We start from the raw sequence: 18,732 nt of genomic DNA on the forward strand, positions 1-18,732 counted from the left end.
CCGGCCCTATCCGCGTTTCAAAGCACCTTAGCGCCGGACGCGCGGCTTGACCCGTGGCTCGGTTGACCGGATCTGCGACCCTGCGCCATGGTCGGTGAACAATTCCAGCAGGCAGGCATTCGGAATGCGGCCGTCCAGAATCGTCACCGCCCGCGTGCCCTGTTCCAGCGCCATCAGGGCTGTTTCGGTCTTGGGGATCATGCCGCCCGCGATGGTGCCATCCTTGATCATCGCCCGAATTTCTTCGGGGCTGATCTGGGTCATCACCTTGCCGTCGGCCCCCTTGACCCCCGGCACATCGGTCAGCAGCAGCAGGCGGTCCGCCTTCAGCGCCCCGGCAATCGCCCCTGCCGCCGTATCGCCGTTCACGTTGAACGTCTCATTGTCGGCCATGCCCGTTGCCACCGGGGCCACCACCGGAATGATGCCCGCGCTGTAAAGATCGCGCAGCACCTGCACGTTCATTTCAACCGGGCGACCGACAAAGCCCAGCTCGGGATCATCCGCTTCGCAGACCATCAGGTCGTCGTCCTTGCCCGAAATGCCAACGGCGCGCCCGCCCTGATCGTTGATCGCCTGCACGATGCGCTTGTTCACAAGGCCGGACAGGATCATTTCAACCACTTCGACCGTGGCCTTGTCAGTCACGCGCTTGCCACGCACGAATTCAGACTTGATGCCCAGCTTGGCCAGCATCTCGTTGATCATCGGTCCGCCGCCATGCACCACCACCGGATGGGCGCCGACCTGCTGGATCAGCACGACATCGCGGGCGAATTCGGCCATCGCGGCATCATCTCCCATGGCATTGCCACCGAATTTCACCACCACCACCGCATCAGAATAGCGTTGCAGATGGGGCAGGGCTTCGGACAGCATCTTGGCGGTGTTCAGGGCGTCTTGCATGGTCAGGGTCTGCTGCTTCATGGGGGCCTCCGGGTCAAAACCGCCCATAAGGCTTTTGCCCGCCCCTGCCAAGCGCCGCTTGCGCTTGGGCCGCAAAAGTCTAGCCTGCGCCAAAACGGAGGCCGCGATGACCGAACAGAAAACCCTTGTGCTGACAGGTGCTTCGCGTGGGATCGGCCATGCGACCGTCAAGCGGTTTTCGGCCGAAGGCTGGCGCGTGCTGACCTGTTCGCGTCAGCCCTTTGATCCGCGCTGCCCTTGGCCGGGGGGCGAGCAGGATCATATCCAGATCGACCTTGGCAGCCCCGACAAGACCATTGCCGCCATCGAAGGCATCAAGGCCAAGCTGAACGGCCGTCTTGATGCGCTGGTCAACAATGCCGGCATCAGCCCCAAGGGGCCGGGGGGCAGCCGCCTGAACACGCTGGAAACCGACCTGCGGACCTGGGGGCAGGTGTTCCATGTGAACTTCTTTGCCTCGATCGTGCTGGCGCGCGGGTTGAAGGATGAATTGTCGGCGGCCAAGGGCAGCGTGGTCAACGTGACCTCTATCGCCGGGTCGCGTGTTCATCCCTTTGCCGGGGCGGCCTATTCGACCTCCAAGGCCGCGCTGGCGGCCCTGACGCGCGAAATGGCGCATGATTTTGGGCCTTTGGGTGTGCGGGTGAACGCGATTGCGCCCGGAGAGATTGAAACCGCGATTCTGTCGCCCGGCACCGACAAGATTGTGGAAAAGCTGCCGATGCAGCGCCTTGGCCAACCGTCAGAGGTGGCCGATGCCATCTGGTTCCTGTGTTCGCCGCAGTCAAGCTATATCTCGGGCGCCGAGATCGAGGTGAACGGCGCCCAACACGTTTGAGGCAGCACGTCTAAAGCACCTTGGGCCGCTCGATGATCGGCAGATCATCATGGGCGGGAACCGTCTCGCGCTCTATCATGCGGTGGACCTTGGGTTCTGCGGGGCCGCGATGCAATTCCAGCAGACGGTCGCGGTTGGTGGCATCGGCGGCGGTGCGGCGCTGGTTATGGCGCAGATACTCGGTCCAGGTGGCGACGTGATAGCTTTCCACCCAGATGTCAGGGTCTTCCAGATCGCGCATCAGCGCCCATTGCCGCGCCCCGTCACGCAGCCGGATCACCCGGCGTTCGGCCATCAGCGCAAGAAAAGGCACGGTGTTTTGCGGCGCAATGTCATAATCGATCATGATCATCAGCGGCCCTGATCGTGCCCGCAGGTCCAGCCGCAGCGCGGGTTCGTGAAAGCGGTTGGCGGGATCAAGGTTCACCTCGGAAAAATCGGGCATCCGCCACAGCCGCCCCATCAGCGCGCCCAGCAGCAGAACCGCCGCCGCCAGCAGCAGCGCCACCTCGGTTCCCCACCATTCAGAGGTTTGGCCCCAAAGCCAGCTTCCCAGCGCCATGCCGCCAAAGGTCGCCGTCTGATATATCGCAAGCGCCCGCCCCACCACCCAACGCGGCGTTGCCAGTTGGGTGGATACGTTGAACAGCGACAGGGCCAGCACCCAGGACGCCCCCGCCAGCAGCAGCCCCGGTATCGCCAGCACCGCAGTCGGGGCCATCGCCAGAATGGCGCAGCCCACGGCAAAGGTGGCAAAGGCGCTGGCCACGATGGTCTCGATCCCGGCATAGCGCCGCAGGTGGGGCGACAGGAACGCCCCGCCAATCGCGCCAAAACCAAAGGTTCCCAGCAGCAGGCCAAATGCCGTTGCCTCGCCGCCCAGCCGGTCACGGGTGACCACCGGCAGCAGGGCCATCACGGCAATGGCGGCAATGCCAAAGACGAACCCGCGCGAGATGATTCGCACCAGATTGGGCGACAGCGCGACATAGCGCAGCCCTGCGCGAACCGCGCTGCCCAGATGCTCGGCAGGCAGGGTGCGTTCTTCCACCGGGCCAGACCAACGATAGAGCGCCCAGATCACTGCAAGATAGCTGACCGCGTTCAGCGCAAAGGCCACCGGCGCGCCCGCTGCCGCCACGATCAACCCGCCCAACGCAGGCCCGACGGACCGCATCAGGTTGAAGCTCATTGAATTCAACGTCACCGCCGCAGGCAGGTCATCGCGCGGCACCAGATCGCGCATCGAGGCTTGCCAACTGGGCAGGTGCATCGCAGACCCCAGCCCCAACAGGAAGGTAAAGGCCAGCAGGCTCCACGGCCCCAACCAGTTCAGCGCCGCCGCAGCCGCCAGCGCGGCCGAAACCGCGCACATGAAAAGCTGTGCCGACAGCATTACCTTACGCCGGTCGAAATTGTCGGCAATCGCGCCCGCCACTACGGCCAGCACCATGATTGGTAGCGTGGTGCTGGCCGTAACCAGCGCGACCATCCCTTCGGAGGGCGTCATCAGGGCCATTTGCCAGGCGGCCCCCACCCCCTGAATCAAACTGCCAAGGTTAGAGGCAAGCGTAGCCGTCCAGATCAGCCGAAAGGCCGGATGGCGCAGCGGGGCAAGCGGAGAAGGGTTTGCAGGGGGCATCACACGGTTCCTGCCCCGACATTGGCCCAAGCCATCGCCGGATGCCAGCCCCCTTTGCCTTACTCCAGTGTGGCGATGATCGCGCGCAGGGTCTCGATCCCCTCGCCCTTTTCCGAAGAGGTGACGATGATTTCCGGATAGGCGGCAGGATGGCGGGCCAAGGCCCCCATCACCTGCGCGATATTCGCCTCGCGGGTTTCGCGGTTCACCTTGTCGGCCTTGGTCATCACCACCTGAAAGGTCACAGCCGATTTATCCAGAAGCGTCAGAATTTCCTCATCCACCGCCTTTACGCCATGCCTTGTGTCAATCAGCACAAAGGCCCGGCGCAGCGTGGCGCGGCCTTGCAGGAATTGTTTCAGCAGCGCCTGCCATTTGGCCACAATCGCCACTGGCGCCTCGGCATAACCATAGCCCGGAAGGTCAACCAGATGGCGGCTTTCGCCTAAGGCGAAATAGTTGATCTCTTGCGTTCGCCCCGGCGTATTCGACGCGCGCGCAAGGTTCTTTCGCCCGGTCAAAGCGTTGATCAGGCTTGATTTCCCCACGTTCGACCGGCCCGCAAAGCACACCTCCAGCCGGTCGGCCGGGGGCAGGCCAGACATGGACACCACGCCCTTTACAAACTCGATCGGTCCGGCGAACAGCAACCGGCCCGCCTCGCGGGCTTCATCTTCCGGCTCGGGGGCCAGAGTAAACGCCATGCTCATCCCAGCACCTCTACCTTGTCGCCGGGCATGATCGCCCCGCCCTCGACCACGACGCCGAAAACGCCGAAATCCTGTTCGCCCACAACCTCGCGCAACGCGCGAAGCGTGTCTGCATCAATCACACCTGTCGCCGGATTGGCGCTGGTGGCCTTGCACCGCCCGACGCGCTCGCGAATCTCCAGCACGGTTTTACCCACGCGCAGATGCTTGCCCACCCAGTCGAATTCCGCCCAAGGGGCAAAGCCATCAACCCACAGGTTGCCGCGCCAGCGGTGGATCGACAGATCCATTCCCAGATGCGCCCCCAAAGCGGCATTCGAGGCAAGGCTTTTGATCGACACTGTGGGATAATCTGAATCCGTCATCGCCACGCCCGGCGCACGCACCAGCGCCACCGGAACAAAACGGTCGGTCGGGCTGATCGGGCGCAACCAGTCGATCAGCTTGGCCCCTTCCTCTGCCGGATCAAAGCTGAGGGGGGGCAGCAATGGGTGGGTCAGCGTCAGCCAGCTTGCCTCTTCGTCAAACTGCGCCTCAATTGCCATCAGGGCAGGCGTCCTCGCCCCGCGCTGGAAATTGGGGCAGGGGGTCCATTCGGGTGCCGCAGGATCGAATTTAGACAGATCATGCGCCACGGCCCAATGCCTGTCCCACGGCAGGGCAGCCCCCGCCGAAAGCACAACGGACGCGAGTTCCTCGCGTCCGTGGGCCTTGATGGGGTGGCGGAAGATATGCGCCAGACGCCCTGTCATTTTTTGCTCGCCTTGCCCTTTTCAATCACCGGCGCCTCAGCCTTTTTCTTGAAGCTGGACCTGATGTTGCCGAAAATGTCGGGTCGATGGCCGTGGCTGGTCATGATGGCATACTGCTGAAGGAAGGTGATGGTGTTGTTGGTAATCCAGTAGAGCACCAGCCCCGACGCGAAACTGCCCAGCATGAACATGAACACCCAAGGCATGAAGGCGAACACCTGCTGCTGCACCGGATCGGCGGGTGCCGGGTTCAGCTTTTGTTGCAGCCACATGCTGATGCCCAGCAGGATCGGCAGGGCACCGATAAAGATGGTGTGGGTCAGCGTGCCCGAAGGTGGCCCGCCCCAGGGCAATGCGCCAAACAAGTTATAGAGCGACGACGGGTCCGGCATCGACAGGTCTTTCAACCAGCCAAAGAACGGGGCCTGCCGCAGTTCCAGTGTAACGAAGATCACCTTGTACAGGCTGAAGAAAATCGGGATCTGGATCAGGATCGGCAAACAGCCCGCCGCCGGATTAACCTTCTTTTCCTTGTAAAGCTGCATCATTTCCTTTTGCAGCTTTTGCTTGTCCTCGCCCGCGCGCTCTTTCAGCGCCTCCATCTCTGGCTGCAACTCTTTCATGCGGGCCATCGAGACATAAGATTTATAGGCCAATGGCAGCACAAGAACCTTAAGCACAAAGGTCAGGGCGATGATCGCCAGACCCATGTTGCCGATCAGGCCATGCAACCAGTGCAGAACGCGGAAAATCGGCTTGGTCAGGAAGTAGAACCAGCCCCAGTCGATCGAATCGATGAAACCGGGAATACCCGCATTGTCCTGATAGTCGCGGATGGTTTCCCATTCCTTGGCACCGGCAAAAAGGCGGGTCGAAGTGGCCGTCTTTGCGCCCGGAGCCAGCGTCACCTGTGGCTGGCGCAGCTCGGTCTGGTAGATGTTCGAGGTCGCGACATGCTTGGTCACGGCGGTATAGGGTTTGCCCTGTTCGGGGACCAATGTGGTCATCCAATAGTGGTCGGTGAACCCGATCCAGCCATCAGAAGCGCCATCCACAACCTCGGCCGGGCCGCCTTCGCGGTCGATGGCGGGCAGATCGACGACATTCTTGTACTTGATCTCTTCCAGTTTGCCGTCGGTGCGGCGCACCACGCCTTCATGCACAACATAGATGTTTTGCAGTTTGGGCAGGCCAACGCGGGTCAGCGACGAATAGGGATACAGGCTGACCTCGGTTGCGCCGGTGTTTTCCACAGCATCCGACACAGTGAACATGAACTTGTCATCCACCGAAATCGTGCGGATGAAGGTCAGGCCCTTCCCATTGCTCCATTGCAGCGTGATCGACGTTGCGGGGGTCAGGGTGGTGCCCGAAGTCACCTGCCACAAAGTCTTGGCATTGGGCACGTCCGCTTCGGTCAGGCCAGCGCCGGGGGCCCAGCGGAACAGCGCATAATAGGGGAACTCTTTGCCGACCGGCGACAGCACATGCACCGGCGACGAGGCAGGGTCCACCGTTTCGCGGTAGGTCTTCAGCAGCAGATCGTCGATCCGCGCCCCTTCGGTCGAGATCGTGCCGCCCAGCATCGGGGTGTCGATGGTCAGGCGCGGGGCCTCGGTTGCGGTTGCAGTCTCTTGCGGGGTGGCGGTTGTGGCCGCCGCCGGGGCTGCCGTGTCGCCTGCGGGAACCGCCGTCAGCGCGTCGGTGCCTGTGGGGGCGGTTTGCTGCGCCTCTGGGAACCATTTGGGGAACAGCATGGGCCCCGCAACGAACCAGCCAAGGATCACAAGGAAACTCAGCACGGTTGCAAGGATTAGATTCTTGTTCTGATCGTCCATCTGGACCACACCGCTTTGTTCAGGGTCAGCGGTGCTTCAACAGAAGGGGGGGGCAAAGGTCAAGCGGTTTTCCCGAAACCATGCCCGTCAGCCTCTTGCCCGCAACAATCCAGGCGGTCCGTCATACCCAAACCGGCCCCGTCAGCAGGATGGGGCGAGGTGGCAGTCATCAGGCACATGCCCGCTACCCGGCACCCAAGCCTGCCGCCTAACTTTGCCGCCGCGCCTTTCCGCCAATCCGGGGTGCCTGCGACTGCGCCGCGCGGTGCCGCGCGATCCAGTCAATCGTCTCTTCAAACGGCATCGGGCGCGCAATGCCAAAACCCTGCACATCGCCACACCCCAGTTGCGCCAGCATCGCATGTTCGCCCGGCGTTTCGACCCCTTCGGCCAGCGTCGCAAGGCCCAGTTGCTCGGCCATGGCCAGCACCGCAATCACGATCTTTTGCTGTTCGCGGTCTTCGTCGATCCGGGTCACAAAGCTGCGGTCAATCTTCAGCCGTCGCACCGCGAACCGCCGGATCGAGGTGATCGACGCATGGCCGGTGCCGAAATCATCCAGATCGATCCCGCAGCCCAGCCGCGCCAGCGCCGCAATGTTCGACACGATCACATCCTGCGCGGTTTCGGCCACCACGCTTTCCAGCACCTCGACCGTCAGCCTTGCGGGTTGCAGGTCAAAGCGGTCCAGCTCCCATTTCAGCTTGTCGGCAAGCTTGGGGTCGCGCAACTCCTCGGCAGAGAAGTTGACCGCAACCTCTGGCACGCCCAGACCTGCGCGGTCCCAGCGCGTCAGCGCCTGCAACGCTTCACGCAGGATCACCTCTCCCAGCCGGGTGGCCAGCCCGGCCTGTTCGATCAGCGGCAAGAATTCGGCAGGCGGCACCAGCCCGCGCACCGGGTGCTGCCAGCGCGCCAGCGCCTCTAACCCCGAAATCGCGCCGGTATCGGTGGAAACCTGCGGCTGATACCATGGTCGGATCTGGCCATTGTCCAGCGCCGCTTCAATCTCTTCGCGCATCGCGACGCGCGCGGCCTGACGGCGGATCATATCCGGGGCAAAGGCGCGGATAGCGCCGGGGCCATTGGCGGTGGCATCATCGGTGGCCAGCAAGGCCGCATCCAGCAGCGCCTGCGCCCGTGGCACGGGCGCGCGATCAGACAGACAGAACCCGATCGATGCGCTGACTTGCAGCCGTGTTGCATCAAGGCTGACCGGCACCGCGACGCAAGATTGCAGCCGCGCCGCGATTTGCACCGCTGATTCCAGATCCAGCCGGCGCACCGGCTCCAGCACAATGGCAAAGGCCGCCCCTTCCAGCCGTGCCACCACATCGGCGGGCCGCAGCGTTGCCGTCAGCCGCTCTGCGCTGCGGGCCAACACCTCGGCCTGTGCCTGTCGGCCGTGGCGGCGGGCCAGCCCTTCCATATCGTCGATCTGGACGACAAAGCAGACAGAGCTTGCCCCGCCCGCTGCGCCATCGCGCAAGGCCCGCTCCAGCATGGACATCAGGCGGGTGCGGCGGCCCGGCTCTGTCGTGGTCGCATCCAAAGGTTCGGCAAAGCGGAAGGCCCCGGCGAGCGCAAAGATCAGCGGCGCACAGAGCGCGGTGACAATCAGCGCCCGTTCTCCGCCATACCAGAAGGCCGCCAGCGTCAGCGCGGGCAGGAACACCATCAACTCTGGCCGACGAAATTGGCCATAAGACCAGCGGAACGCGCCGGCAAGGTCGAGTTTGGGGCTGTTGGGCATCAGCAACCTCTGCAGATCGGGCACGGTTGCCCGTTCGGCGCAGGCTACGTCTTTAGGTTGAGCAACAGGTTAATCGCGGTCCCGCAGATCGGGCACATTTCCAGACAATTCGACAGTTTCGCGTATCAACGCCGCAAAGTCGAAAAGGCCTGGGTCGGCCAGGTGCGACGGCCGCACATTCATCAGGGCGCGGAACATCACCTGACGGCGGCCTGGAGACCGAACCTCCCACTCATCCAGCAGCTTTTTCACCTGCGCGCGTTGCAGGCCTTCCTGGCTGCCACACAGATCGCAGGGAATGATCGGGTAATTCATGCCACGGGCAAATTTCTCGCAATCGGCCTCGGCCACGAAGGCCAGAGGGCGGGCCACGAACAGATCGCCCTCTTCGTTCAGCAGGCGTGGCGGCATGCTGGCCAGCCGCCCACCGTGAAACAAGTTCATGAAAAAGGTTTCAAGAATGTCGTCGCGGTGATGGCCCAGCACCACGGTCGAACAGCCTTCTTCCCGCGCGATTCGGTACAGGTTCCCCCGCCGCAGCCGCGAACACAGGGAACACATCGTTCCGCCCGGTTTGATCTTGTCGATCACCACCGAATAGGTGTCCTGATACTCGATCCGGTGCGGCACGCCCATTCGGGTCAGGAATTCCGGCAGCACGGTCGCGGGAAAGCCGGGCTGGCCCTGATCAAGATTGCAGGCCAGCAATTCGACCGGCAAAAGGCCGCGCCATTTCAGTTCGGTCAGAACGGCAAGCAGAGTATAGCTGTCCTTGCCACCCGACAGGCAGATCAGCCAGCGGTCGCCGGGCGTTACCATGCCATAGGTCTCAATGGCCTCGCGCACGTTCTGCACCAGCCGTTTGCGCAGCTTGCGGAACTCGGTCGATTTCGGCGCGCCGTGGAACAGTGGATGAATGTCGTCGGCGGGATCTTCGTCGAACATGGGCTTCCCTTTCGGCATGGCTTGCTATGCCAGAACTGCCGGTCGAATGCAAAACTCAGCGGGTGCGGTCAAAGGCCGGGTCTGCGCCGGGAACCGGGTCATAGCCATGGCCGCCCCAGGGGTGGCACCGGCACACCCGCCGTACCATCAGCCAGCCGCCCTTTGCGCCGCCATGGCGCTCCAGCGCCTCCAGCGCATAGGCGGAACATGTGGGCTGATAGCGGCAACCGTGACCGACCCAGGGCGACAGCACCAGCCGATAGGCCCGCACCGGCAGCGCCAGCATATGGGCCAACGGGGTCATGGCTGTTCACGGTGAATCTGGCGCAGGGCCTGCGTCAGATCGGCCAGCAGGTCGGAAAAAGCCCGCTCGACGGTGGCACCGGGGCGGGCGACCAGCACATAGTCCCAGCCCGCCAGCGCGCGGCCGGGCAACGCCTCGCGCACAAGTGCCCGCAGCCGCCGTTTGGCCCGATTGCGCAGCACCGCATTGCCGATCTTTTTCGAGGCGGTATAGCCCACGCGGATCGCAGCACTTTCATCGTGCCGCTGGCGGGCCTGCAATAAAAAGCCAGCCGTGCCCTGCCGCCGCGCCTGTGCAGCACGCAGAAAGTCGGGGCGGTTCTTCAGCGTCTCGATCTTGTCAGCCGGGCAAAGCGAAACCGCCGGAGACGCTGCGGGCGCTTCGGCTGGTTGGCCTTGGCCCGGTGTCTCCGGCGGTGTCATCGCGTCATCCTTTGGGCCAGCAGGCCCCAAAGGCATCAGGCGGACAGAACCTTGCGGCCCTTGGCGCGGCGCGCGGCCAGCACCAGACGGCCGCCTTTGGTGGCCATGCGGGCGCGGAAGCCGTGGCGACGGGCACGGACCAGTTTGGACGGTTGGTAGGTGCGCTTCATCGCGTCTTCTCCATCAGCGGGTTGCCCGAACCCGGCAAAGGATTCGAGGGCGTGTAACTTGAAGCCCGTCCTTTACGGACCTTGTTCCCCCCTGTCAACGAGGGGAGCCGGTCATTTCCGCAACATTTCCCGCTTTATGCCGGGTCACGCCAGCCATCAACCCGGCGTGAGGGGACTGGTCAGCACGGGGCACCCCGGTCATCCTGCCGCAATGATCAACCGCCGTCACCCTTTGTTGCGCCGCCTGCCGCTGGCCCTTGTGGCGCTGGCGGCTGTGATTGGCCTGCTGTTTTTCCGCGATGCACTGGCCCCTGATGCAATCGCCACCCATGCCGCGCGGCTGGCGGCGATTCGCGATCAGCACTATGCACTTGCCGTGCTGGTGTTCATGGCGGGGTATGTGGCAATCGTGGCCCTGTCATTGCCGGGGGCGACGCTGGCCACCCTGACCGGGGGGCTGATGTTCGGCCTGTTTCCGGGGGTGCTATATAACATCGGGGCCGCGACCCTTGGCGCGACGCTGATCTTTCTTGCTGTGCGGATCGGGCTGGGGGCAGAGGTGGCGGCGCGGCTGGCACAAGGGAACGGCCGGGCTGCGCAGTTGATGGCAGGGCTGAGCCGCAACCCCTGGTGGGCGCTGCTGGCGCTGCGTCTGGCCCCTGTGGTGCCGTTTTTCGTGGCCAACCTGTTGCCGGCTTTCGCGGGCATCCGGCTGTGGCCCTTTGTGGTGACAACCGCGCTGGGCATCGTTCCGGGCGCTGTGATCCTCACCGCTCTGGGGCAGGGTCTGGGCGGTGTTCTGGCAGCAGGGGGCAAACCAGATCTGGCGGTGCTGGGTTCGGCCAGCGTGGTGGTACCCTTGACCTTGCTGGCGGCGCTGTCACTGGTGCCGATGCTGTTCCGGCGCGGCAAGGAGGGGTGATGGGGCGTTTGAAAACCGACATCTGCATCATCGGGGCCGGCGCGGGCGGATTGTCGGTTGCCGCCGGGGCGGCGCAAATGGGCGCACGCGTTGTTCTGATCGAGGGCGGCGAGATGGGGGGCGATTGCCTGAACCATGGCTGCATCCCGTCCAAGGCGCTGATCGCGGCGGCTCATCGTGCCCATCTTGCCCGCAGCGGTGGTCTTGGCATCGCGCCTTGCGACCCCGTGGTCGATTTTCCCGCCGTCATGGCGCATGTTGCCGCCACCATTGCCACCATCGCCCCGCATGACAGCCAGCAGCGGTTCGAAGGGCTGGGTGTGACCGTCTTGCGCGGCTGGGCCAGGTTCACCTCGCCGCAGGAGGTTGCGGTTGGCGAACATCGCATCCGCGCCCGCCGGTTCGTTATTGCAACCGGGTCGCGCCCGGTGGTCCCGGCGCTTCCCGGTATCGAAACGGTGCCGGTTCTGACGAATGAGACGCTGTTCACCCTGCGCGATCTGCCGCGGCATCTGATGATTCTTGGCGCCGGGCCGATTGGCTGCGAGATGGCGCAGGCCTTTCGCCGTCTTGGCAGCCTTGTCACGGTGGTCGAGGCGAAATCACCCCTGTCGCGCGAAGACCCGCAGGCCACTGCCGCCGTGCTGGCTGGCTTGCAGGCCGAAGGGGTGGATTTGCGGAGCGGTGCCAATGTGGTGCGTCTGCGCGACCTTGGGGGCCAGATCGAGGCGGTTCTGGACGATGGGTCGGTGATCGTGGCCAGCCACCTGCTGGCCGCCACGGGGCGCAAGCCCGCGCTGGACGGTTTGAACCTGCCCGCCGCGCGCATCGCATGTGATTACAGGGGGATCCGTGTGAGCGCAAACCTGCGCTCTGCCACCAACCGGCGGGTCTATGCGGTGGGCGATGCCGCAGGGCAGGGGCAGTTCACCCATCTTGCCGGGGCCCATGCCGGGGTGGTCATTCGTCAGGCACTGTTGTCGCTACCCGCCCGTGCGCCGCAACAGGTGCCGCGCGTGACCTATACCGACCCCGAACTGGCGCAAACCGGCATGACCGAGGCCGAGGCCCGCGCCATCTATGGCGGTCGCCTGACCGTGTTGACCGAGGCCTATGCCCGCAATGATCGCGCCCTGACCGAGGCCGCGCCGCAGGGCTTCGTCAAGGTCATGGCGGTCGCGGGCCGCCCGGTCGGGGCCACTCTGGTTGGCCCCGGCGCGGGGGATCAGCTTGCCCTGTGGCAACTGGCCATCGCGCGACGGATCAAACTGTCGGCCATCGCCGGGCTGGTTCTGCCCTATCCCACACGGGCAGAAACCGCCAAACGTGCGGCAGGGGCCTATTTCTCGGCCAAACTCTTTGATAATCCTGCACTCAAGCGCATGGTGCGGCTGGTTCAGCGGTTTGTACCCTGATCCCGTTGGGCGGGACCTCTGGCACAGACGGAACCCGCTGCTCTGCGCGTAAAACAAACGGCGTGATGTGCGCCGCAACGGTGGGGGCAGGTTTGACAGCGGGGCGAGGGCGCTTCCTCAACACCCTTTCGGGGCGGTTCCTGATCCTGACCGTCGCCTTTGTCATGCTGGCCGAGGTGCTGATCTTTGTGCCCTCGATCGCGCGCTATCGCGCCGATTTTCTGATGAACCGGCTGGAAAAGGCGCAGATTGCCTCGCTCGCGCAATTGGCTGCGGCGGATATGGTGTCGCCCGATCTGGAAAAGGAACTGCTGGCCAACGCCGAAGTGTATAACGTCGTGCTACGCCGGGACGAGGTACGCCAGCTCGTTCTTTCCTCGCCCATTCCGCGCCCCATCGCCGCAACCTATGACCTGCGCGAGGCCGGGCCATGGCAGTTGATCCGCGATTCCTTTGCCTGCCTGTTCGACCATCGCGACAACATTATCCGCGTCATCGGCAACCCGGTGCAAAAGGCCGGTCTGCTGATTGAAATCACCATGGACGAGGCGCCGCTGCGGGCGGCGATGTTCGACTATGGCGGGCGGATCCTGATTCTGTCGGCGTTGATTTCTGCGGTGACGGCCCTGCTTTTGTTTCTTGCCGTGCAGCGGTTGATCGTGGTGCCGATCCGCCGGGTGTCGCAGCACATGGCCGCCTATGCTGAAGCGCCCGAAGATGCCCGCCGCGTCATCGCCCCGATGGCCCAGGTCGAGGAACTGCGCGAGGCCGAAGAGGCAATGCGAAGGATGCAGCAGCAATTGACGGGCAGCCTGCGGCAAAAAGAGCGGCTGGCCCAATTGGGCGGGGCGGTTGCCAAGATAAGCCACGATTTGCGCAACATACTAACCACGGCGCAACTGTTCGCCGACCGGATGGAAAGCAGCGCCGACCCCGCCGTTGCCCGGTCTGCGCCCAAGCTGGTCGCCTCGATCAGCCGGGCGGTGGCCTTGTGCGAATCGACGCTGACTTTTGGCAAGGCCGAAGAATCCGCCCCTGTCCTGCGGCCCCTTGCGCTGGCCGAACTGGCCGAAGAGGTCGCCGAAGCCGAGGGGCTGGCCGAAGGCAACGCGGTTTCGTGTCTGATCGAGGTGCCGCCCGATCTGCGCATCACCGCCGATTCCGAACAGCTTTACCGCGTTCTGTCCAACCTGATCCGCAACGCCCGTCAGGCGATTGAGGCCACCGGCAACCCCGGCACAATCGAGGTTTCGGCGGGCGAAGATGCCGATGAATTCTGGATTCGTGTTGGTGACAGCGGCCCCGGCCTGCCAGAAAAGGCCCGCGACCATCTGTTCGAGGCGTTTCAGGGCGGCGCGCGCAAGGGCGGCACTGGCCTTGGCCTTGCCATCGCCGCCGAACTGATCCGCGGTCACGGCGGTCGCCTTGATCTTGCGCGCAGCGATGCCGAGGGAACCGAGTTCCTGATACGCTTGCCAAAGGATGGCAAAGTCGCTGGTTGAAAAAGAACTGCGGTTTGGCCCTTGCCATCGCCCGCACAGCCCGCTAAATGCCCCCTCAAGACGGACCCGTAGCTCAGCTGGATAGAGCATCAGACTACGAATCTGAGGGTCGGGCGTTCGAATCGCTCCGGGTCCGCCACTCACACTCATCTCTGCCATCTGATCCTGCTTTGCCGGATGTTTTTGTTGCGACGGACCAGCTTCTGCACAACGGCGGATTAATTTCTGCACGAGAAAATTCTCGGCAGACGTTTGCCTGACAGGCCGCAAGGGCGGGGGCGGGACAGATGATGTAATAACCGAGGGCTTTAGCTCTTCTGCCAGTTCATCGAGAAGAACGACCTCTGCCGCGACACCCGCCACACATCGTCGTCACGGATCGTCTTAGCTTTACGACGAGTTCCCCCGGTCTGGTCAGGATTTCCACATCCGGGCTGTCGAAGATGGCGCTGCGCAGATCATCCGAATGCGCTGGTGTCCGACTGTAAACCTGATTGTGGAATTCGCCCACAGTCACGGCGTCGCCAAACCCGCAATCGTACGCGGGACATCATCAAGCAATTGCTCCTTTGCCATCGCGCGGCCGTCGGTATCGAACAGGTATAGCGTGCCTTCCCTCGCCGGATCAAAGCTGAACATATCCAGCCCCGCTTGATCAAAGTGGGCTTGTGAATTGGCATTGTCCAGCGCCGCTTAACCCGACCCGGCCCGCAAACCTGACCTGCACTGACCGAGTGTGACACATGACCAGCCGGACGATCCTGCACCAGACGGACATCACCAACGCCCCCCTTATACCGGCAGGGCAACGCAAGGGGCGGGGTGCCGGTGATCCGCAATTACGAGTGATGCCGATTGATACCGGAAGCTCGGGGCGCATCGGACTATGGGAATGCGCACCCGGCGGCTGGCCCGTGATTGACCGCATCGATACCGAGGTTTGCTATACCTTGTCGGGCAGGGCGACACTGACCGATCAGGACAGCGGCTGGGCGGTCGAGGTTGCGCAAGGTGATCTGGTGATCTTGTCGGTCGGCTGGACGTGCCGCTGGGATGTGATCAGCCCCGTTACCAATATATATGTCATCTTTTAGGGGCTTACCCGCAAAACCCGTAACCCACCGACGATGATGAGGCAGGCACTCCATGAGAGAGGGAAACAGGCCAAGGACAAAGCGGGGCCAGACGCCCAGTCATATGTTTTCCCGCGTATGAATCTCGAATGGCGCGATGCTTGTCTGGTTGCTGCCGGGGGTGTTGCAGGCGCGGACCATTCCGTCGATGGCCTCCCGTGCTAGCCGCGCAAGGGGGTGCGAGATGACCAGCGTCATCGCGCCGTCCAGCAGTGCGGCACGCGTGACATCGGTCAGATCGTAGCCCACGACCACAATTGAACCCATCCTGCCGCTGGCGCGCAGGGCCGCAAGCGCACCACTGATCCCGCCGCCAGAGATATAAAGACCCGCCAGATCAGGGTGATCGGCCAGCAGTTTCTCGGTCATTTCCTGTGCCACGGCTGCGGATTCAAAGGTAGAGATCGGCTCCAGCAGGGTAAAATTCGGAGCATGTTCGCGAAAATAAGACCGGAAGCCAGCCTCGTTCATCTCTTGGTTTCGGTAACGCGGATTGCCCATCAGGATGCCGATCTTGCCGGGCACCTTGCAGATGTTGGCGAAGGTCCAGGCCGAAGTGCGGCCAACCTTCCAGTTATCAAGGCCGATGTAGGAAATCTGCCCGCTGATCGAAATCTGCGAGATCAGGGCGAAGACGGGAATACCCTGTCCCTGAATGGTTTCCAACGCCTGCGTCACCACCGGATGCACCGCGACCGTCACGCAGATCGCATCACATGTCCCGGCCATATCCAGCGCGCGGGTAGCAATGTTCTGGGGCGAGAGGTCTTCAAGAAAATCTATCCGCAAGTCAACATCCGCCCCGACTGCGCTGGAAGCCGCATCTTTCAAGGCACGGGCGACGTTTTGATAGAACGGGCGATGCGGCTGCAAAAGCAACACCCCAAAGCGCAGGCGCGGACGGGCGGCGGCAACGCGGGCCTGTATGCTGCCGACCCCGTAAAATCCCATCTGTTCAGCCGCTTGCTGCACCCTTTCGCGGGTGGCCAGACGCACATTGGCCGCACCAGAGAGGACGCGGTTCACCGTCGCAACGGAAACGCCTGCGGTTTCTGCAAGATCTGGGATTGTGGGGCGCCGCATGTCTTTCCTGATCTGTTTCGTGTCATTATTCTGAGTTTCAGATACGAATGATACGATCTTATATTTCACATATCATGGCGGCTTGATTTGATCTGCGTCAAGGCGCTTATCTCTCCTCGTTGCGGCGGACGTGACCACTGAGTCCCGCCCCCAACAGGAAGACGGTTTCGAAAGCATCAAGGAGGGGACCACAGCGGTCCCAGCACCGTGGAACACATCCCACGGGCCAAGGCCTTATGCCATCCGAAGCCTCACGATAACGGCAGGGGAAGGCGAAGATGGACGATCTGAAATTCGGCATCCGTAACAAGCGTGGCGATTGGGCGCCCAGTGCCAGCCTTGAACTGCCGCCCTTCTGGGCCCGTCCGGTAAGCCTGCCGAAAGTGCTGGCTTGGGTGCCGGAATACCTGTGGCCGTGGAACGCATTCCACCTGACGACGGCGCTTTTGTGGTGGTTTTTCGTCGTGCCTGATGTCGCGGTGCTGAAAACCCTGTCCTGGGGCTGGGCGTTGTGGCTGTACGCTGTAAATGCTGCGGCAATCTTTGTCTTTTACGGCTCGGTAGAGCTGTTTTGGTATGTGAAGCGCAAGCAGGGCACCCGTTTCAAGTACAACGGCAAATTCCCGGCCGATCAGCCCTCTGACGTGTTCTGGTTCAAAAGCCAGAACATCGACAACTTCCTGCGGTCTTTCTTCATCTCTATTCCGCTATGGACGCTGGTCGAGGTATTGTTCCTGTGGGCCTTTGCCAACACTTGGGCGACTTGGCTGCCCTGGGAGAGCTATTGGCCATGGCTGGTTGTTCTGGGCTTGATCAGCCCGGCGATCCATGAGGTGCATTTCTTCTGCATCCATCGCCTGATCCATGTGCCGATCCTTTATAAATGGGTCCATTCGGTTCACCACAACTCGGTCAACCCCAGCCCGTGGTCCAGCCTGTCGATGCATCCGGTAGAGGGGTTTCTGTATCATGCGGTGGCGTTCTGGCATCTGCTGATCCCGTCCAATCCGCTGCTGGCCATATACCAATTGCACCTTGCGGGGTTTGGCGCGGTGAACGGCCATATCGGCTTTGACAAGCTGGAACTGACCGAGGGACAGGCGCTCGATAGCCACGCCTATGCCCACTACCTGCACCACAAATACTTTGAGGTGAACTATGGCGGTGACGGGCTGATCCCCTTGGATAAGTGGTTTGGCTACTGGCACGACGGCACCAAAGAGGCCGAGGCCCGGATGGATGCCCGCTTCAAGAAAAAGAAGGAGCGGTTGAACGCCAAGGCGAACCGCGCCTGACCCCCGAAAATAGAGCGCAAGTCCCGGCGAGGAGGCCGGGGCCGGCCGCAGGTTGCCCAGATTTTAACGTCGTCATCAAGACGCGAACAGGGAGGAGACCCCGAATGAAGCTGATGAAAACTCTTGCATGGGCGATGGCCACGACGACGCTGGTGGCATCTGCCGCCGCCGCCGCCGACATTGCCGTGATCGGCGGGTCGAACGACGACGCCTTCTGGAACAAGATCAAGAAAGGCATCGACGATGCCCGCCCGGCGGTAGAGGCCAATGGCGGCACGGTGAACTATCTGCGGCTGGTCAACTATGACAACTTCGCCCCCGATGTGGTGCAACTGATCCGCACCGCAATCAGCCAGGATGTCGATGGGCTGGTCATTCCAAACTGGGTGCCAGAGGCCGAAGACCCCGCGATCAAGGATGCCATCGCCGCCGGTATCACCGTGATCCTGATGAACGCGGGCGGTGCTGACAAGGCGCATGAGCTGGGCGCCATCAACTACATTGGCAATGAGGAATATCCGGCGGGCGTTGCCGGGGGCGAGTATTTCGCCAAGCATGGGCAAAAGAACGTGCTGTGCGTCAACACGCTGCCCGGTGCCACCAACACCGAAGCGCGCTGCAAGGGGGTGGCCGATGCCATCACCGCAGGCGGTGGAAAATCAACGCAACTGCCGCTGCCCACCACCTCGTTCGGCGATGCGACGGCAGTGGCCGAGGCGATCAAGGCCGAACTGCTGAAGGATGAAACCATCGATGGTGTCATAACCATTTCGGCAGGTGACGCGGATTCGGCCGCCATCGGCATTTCGCAATCGGGCCGGGCTGACAAGGTTTCGCTGGCGTCGTTCGACATGAACGAGGCGGGGTTGGCCCGCATCAAGGCGGGCACCCAGACGTTTGCCATCGACCAGCAACCCTATCTGCAAGGGTTCCTGTCGGTGTCGGTTCTGGCTTCTGCGATCGACTTTGGCACCTCTCTGCCGACATTCCCGGTGCTGACCGGCCCGGGGATCGTGGATGCGTCGAACATCGAGGCCACGCTTGTCGGTGTTGAAAAAGGCGCGCGCTAAGGCTTGCCGCC

Annotated in this window: 19 protein-coding genes and 1 tRNA gene; 8 read left to right on the plus strand and 12 right to left on the minus strand. The window is 62.8% G+C overall.

Annotation, left to right across the window (positions count from 1 at the left end; translation table 11 throughout):
* Positions 1-27: 27 nt before the first annotated feature.
* The gene (gene argB / locus JI744_RS10070) at positions 28-906 is read right to left on the minus strand and encodes an acetylglutamate kinase (RefSeq protein WP_407927585.1); all 879 of its coding nucleotides are present in this window, start codon (positions 904-906) and stop codon (positions 28-30) included.
* 127 nt (positions 907-1,033) lie between these two features.
* Between argB and JI744_RS10075 the strand changes: the two genes are divergently transcribed.
* A complete protein-coding gene (locus JI744_RS10075; RefSeq protein ID WP_202660259.1) occupies positions 1,034-1,765 on the plus strand; it encodes an SDR family oxidoreductase in 732 nt (243 codons plus the stop codon).
* Between the two features lie 10 nt (positions 1,766-1,775).
* On the opposite strand, the gene JI744_RS10080 is transcribed toward JI744_RS10075, so the two are convergent.
* The 9 genes from JI744_RS10080 to rpmH all read right to left on the minus strand — a co-directional run bounded on the left by JI744_RS10080 (position 1,776) and on the right by rpmH (position 10,301).
* Complete coding sequence (locus tag JI744_RS10080; protein ID WP_202660261.1) at positions 1,776-3,407, minus strand: MFS transporter; 1,632 nt, start codon at positions 3,405-3,407, stop codon at positions 1,776-1,778.
* 59 nt (positions 3,408-3,466) lie between these two features.
* On the minus strand, positions 3,467-4,117 hold the full coding sequence (yihA, locus tag JI744_RS10085; protein WP_202660263.1) for a ribosome biogenesis GTP-binding protein YihA/YsxC: 651 nt from the start codon (positions 4,115-4,117) through the stop codon (positions 3,467-3,469).
* Positions 4,114-4,869: an MOSC domain-containing protein gene (locus tag JI744_RS10090; RefSeq protein WP_202660265.1), complete on the minus strand. Its 756-nt coding sequence runs from the start codon at positions 4,867-4,869 to the stop codon at positions 4,114-4,116. The genes yihA and JI744_RS10090 overlap by 4 nt, the downstream gene beginning before the upstream one ends.
* Positions 4,866-6,707, minus strand: a complete 1,842-nt coding sequence (yidC, locus tag JI744_RS10095; protein WP_202660267.1) for a membrane protein insertase YidC — start codon at positions 6,705-6,707, stop codon at positions 4,866-4,868. Before yidC ends, JI744_RS10090 begins: the two co-directional genes overlap by 4 nt.
* Before the next feature lie 208 nt (positions 6,708-6,915).
* Positions 6,916-8,460: a putative bifunctional diguanylate cyclase/phosphodiesterase gene (locus tag JI744_RS10100; RefSeq protein WP_202660269.1), complete on the minus strand. Its 1,545-nt coding sequence runs from the start codon at positions 8,458-8,460 to the stop codon at positions 6,916-6,918.
* Positions 8,461-8,529: 69 nt separating this feature from the next.
* Complete coding sequence (gene ttcA, locus JI744_RS10105) at positions 8,530-9,405, minus strand: tRNA 2-thiocytidine(32) synthetase TtcA (RefSeq protein ID WP_202660271.1); 876 nt, start codon at positions 9,403-9,405, stop codon at positions 8,530-8,532.
* A 55-nt stretch (positions 9,406-9,460) separates the two neighbouring features.
* Positions 9,461-9,709, minus strand: coding sequence for a membrane protein insertion efficiency factor YidD (gene yidD / locus JI744_RS10110; RefSeq protein WP_202660273.1), 249 nt, complete (start codon positions 9,707-9,709; stop codon positions 9,461-9,463).
* Positions 9,706-10,131 (minus strand): ribonuclease P protein component, encoded by a 426-nt coding sequence (gene rnpA / locus JI744_RS10115; protein WP_202660275.1) that lies wholly within the window; start codon positions 10,129-10,131, stop codon positions 9,706-9,708. Before rnpA ends, yidD begins: the two co-directional genes overlap by 4 nt.
* Before the next feature lie 35 nt (positions 10,132-10,166).
* A complete protein-coding gene (gene rpmH / locus JI744_RS10120) occupies positions 10,167-10,301 on the minus strand; it encodes a 50S ribosomal protein L34 (protein WP_092895917.1) in 135 nt (44 codons plus the stop codon).
* Between the two features lie 211 nt (positions 10,302-10,512).
* Here rpmH and JI744_RS10125 point away from each other — a divergent pair, with 211 nt between their 5' ends.
* From JI744_RS10125 to JI744_RS10140, 4 genes are all read left to right on the plus strand, one after another.
* Entirely contained in the window at positions 10,513-11,223 is a 711-nt protein-coding gene (locus JI744_RS10125; protein WP_202660277.1) for a TVP38/TMEM64 family protein, read from the plus strand.
* Positions 11,223-12,638: a dihydrolipoyl dehydrogenase family protein gene (locus JI744_RS10130; RefSeq protein ID WP_202660278.1), complete on the plus strand. Its 1,416-nt coding sequence runs from the start codon at positions 11,223-11,225 to the stop codon at positions 12,636-12,638. Before JI744_RS10125 ends, JI744_RS10130 begins: the two co-directional genes overlap by 1 nt.
* Before the next feature lie 65 nt (positions 12,639-12,703).
* The gene (locus tag JI744_RS10135) at positions 12,704-14,140 is read left to right on the plus strand and encodes a sensor histidine kinase (protein WP_202660280.1); all 1,437 of its coding nucleotides are present in this window, start codon (positions 12,704-12,706) and stop codon (positions 14,138-14,140) included.
* Positions 14,141-14,202: 62 nt separating this feature from the next.
* Positions 14,203-14,279 (plus strand) — tRNA-Arg (locus JI744_RS10140).
* A gap of 374 nt (positions 14,280-14,653) precedes the next feature.
* Here JI744_RS10140 and JI744_RS19240 read toward each other — a convergent pair.
* Positions 14,654-14,779: a hypothetical protein gene (locus JI744_RS19240; protein WP_268885789.1), complete on the minus strand. Its 126-nt coding sequence runs from the start codon at positions 14,777-14,779 to the stop codon at positions 14,654-14,656.
* A 104-nt stretch (positions 14,780-14,883) separates the two neighbouring features.
* On the opposite strand from JI744_RS19240, the gene JI744_RS10145 reads away from it, so the two are divergent.
* Entirely contained in the window at positions 14,884-15,234 is a 351-nt protein-coding gene (locus tag JI744_RS10145) for a cupin domain-containing protein (RefSeq protein WP_202660282.1), read from the plus strand.
* Positions 15,235-15,333: 99 nt separating this feature from the next.
* On the opposite strand, the gene JI744_RS10150 is transcribed toward JI744_RS10145, so the two are convergent.
* On the minus strand, positions 15,334-16,356 hold the full coding sequence (locus tag JI744_RS10150) for a LacI family DNA-binding transcriptional regulator (RefSeq protein ID WP_202660284.1): 1,023 nt from the start codon (positions 16,354-16,356) through the stop codon (positions 15,334-15,336).
* Between the two features lie 278 nt (positions 16,357-16,634).
* Between JI744_RS10150 and JI744_RS10155 the strand changes: the two genes are divergently transcribed.
* Together JI744_RS10155 and JI744_RS10160 are read left to right on the plus strand one after the other, a co-directional pair.
* A complete protein-coding gene (locus JI744_RS10155; RefSeq protein WP_202660286.1) occupies positions 16,635-17,651 on the plus strand; it encodes a sterol desaturase family protein in 1,017 nt (338 codons plus the stop codon).
* 104 nt (positions 17,652-17,755) lie between these two features.
* Entirely contained in the window at positions 17,756-18,721 is a 966-nt protein-coding gene (locus JI744_RS10160) for a substrate-binding domain-containing protein (protein ID WP_202660288.1), read from the plus strand.
* Positions 18,722-18,732 lie beyond the last annotated feature (11 nt).

It is taken from the genome of Fuscibacter oryzae, assembly GCF_016765795.1.
Classification (GTDB): Bacteria; Pseudomonadota; Alphaproteobacteria; order Rhodobacterales; family Rhodobacteraceae; genus Fuscibacter; species Fuscibacter oryzae.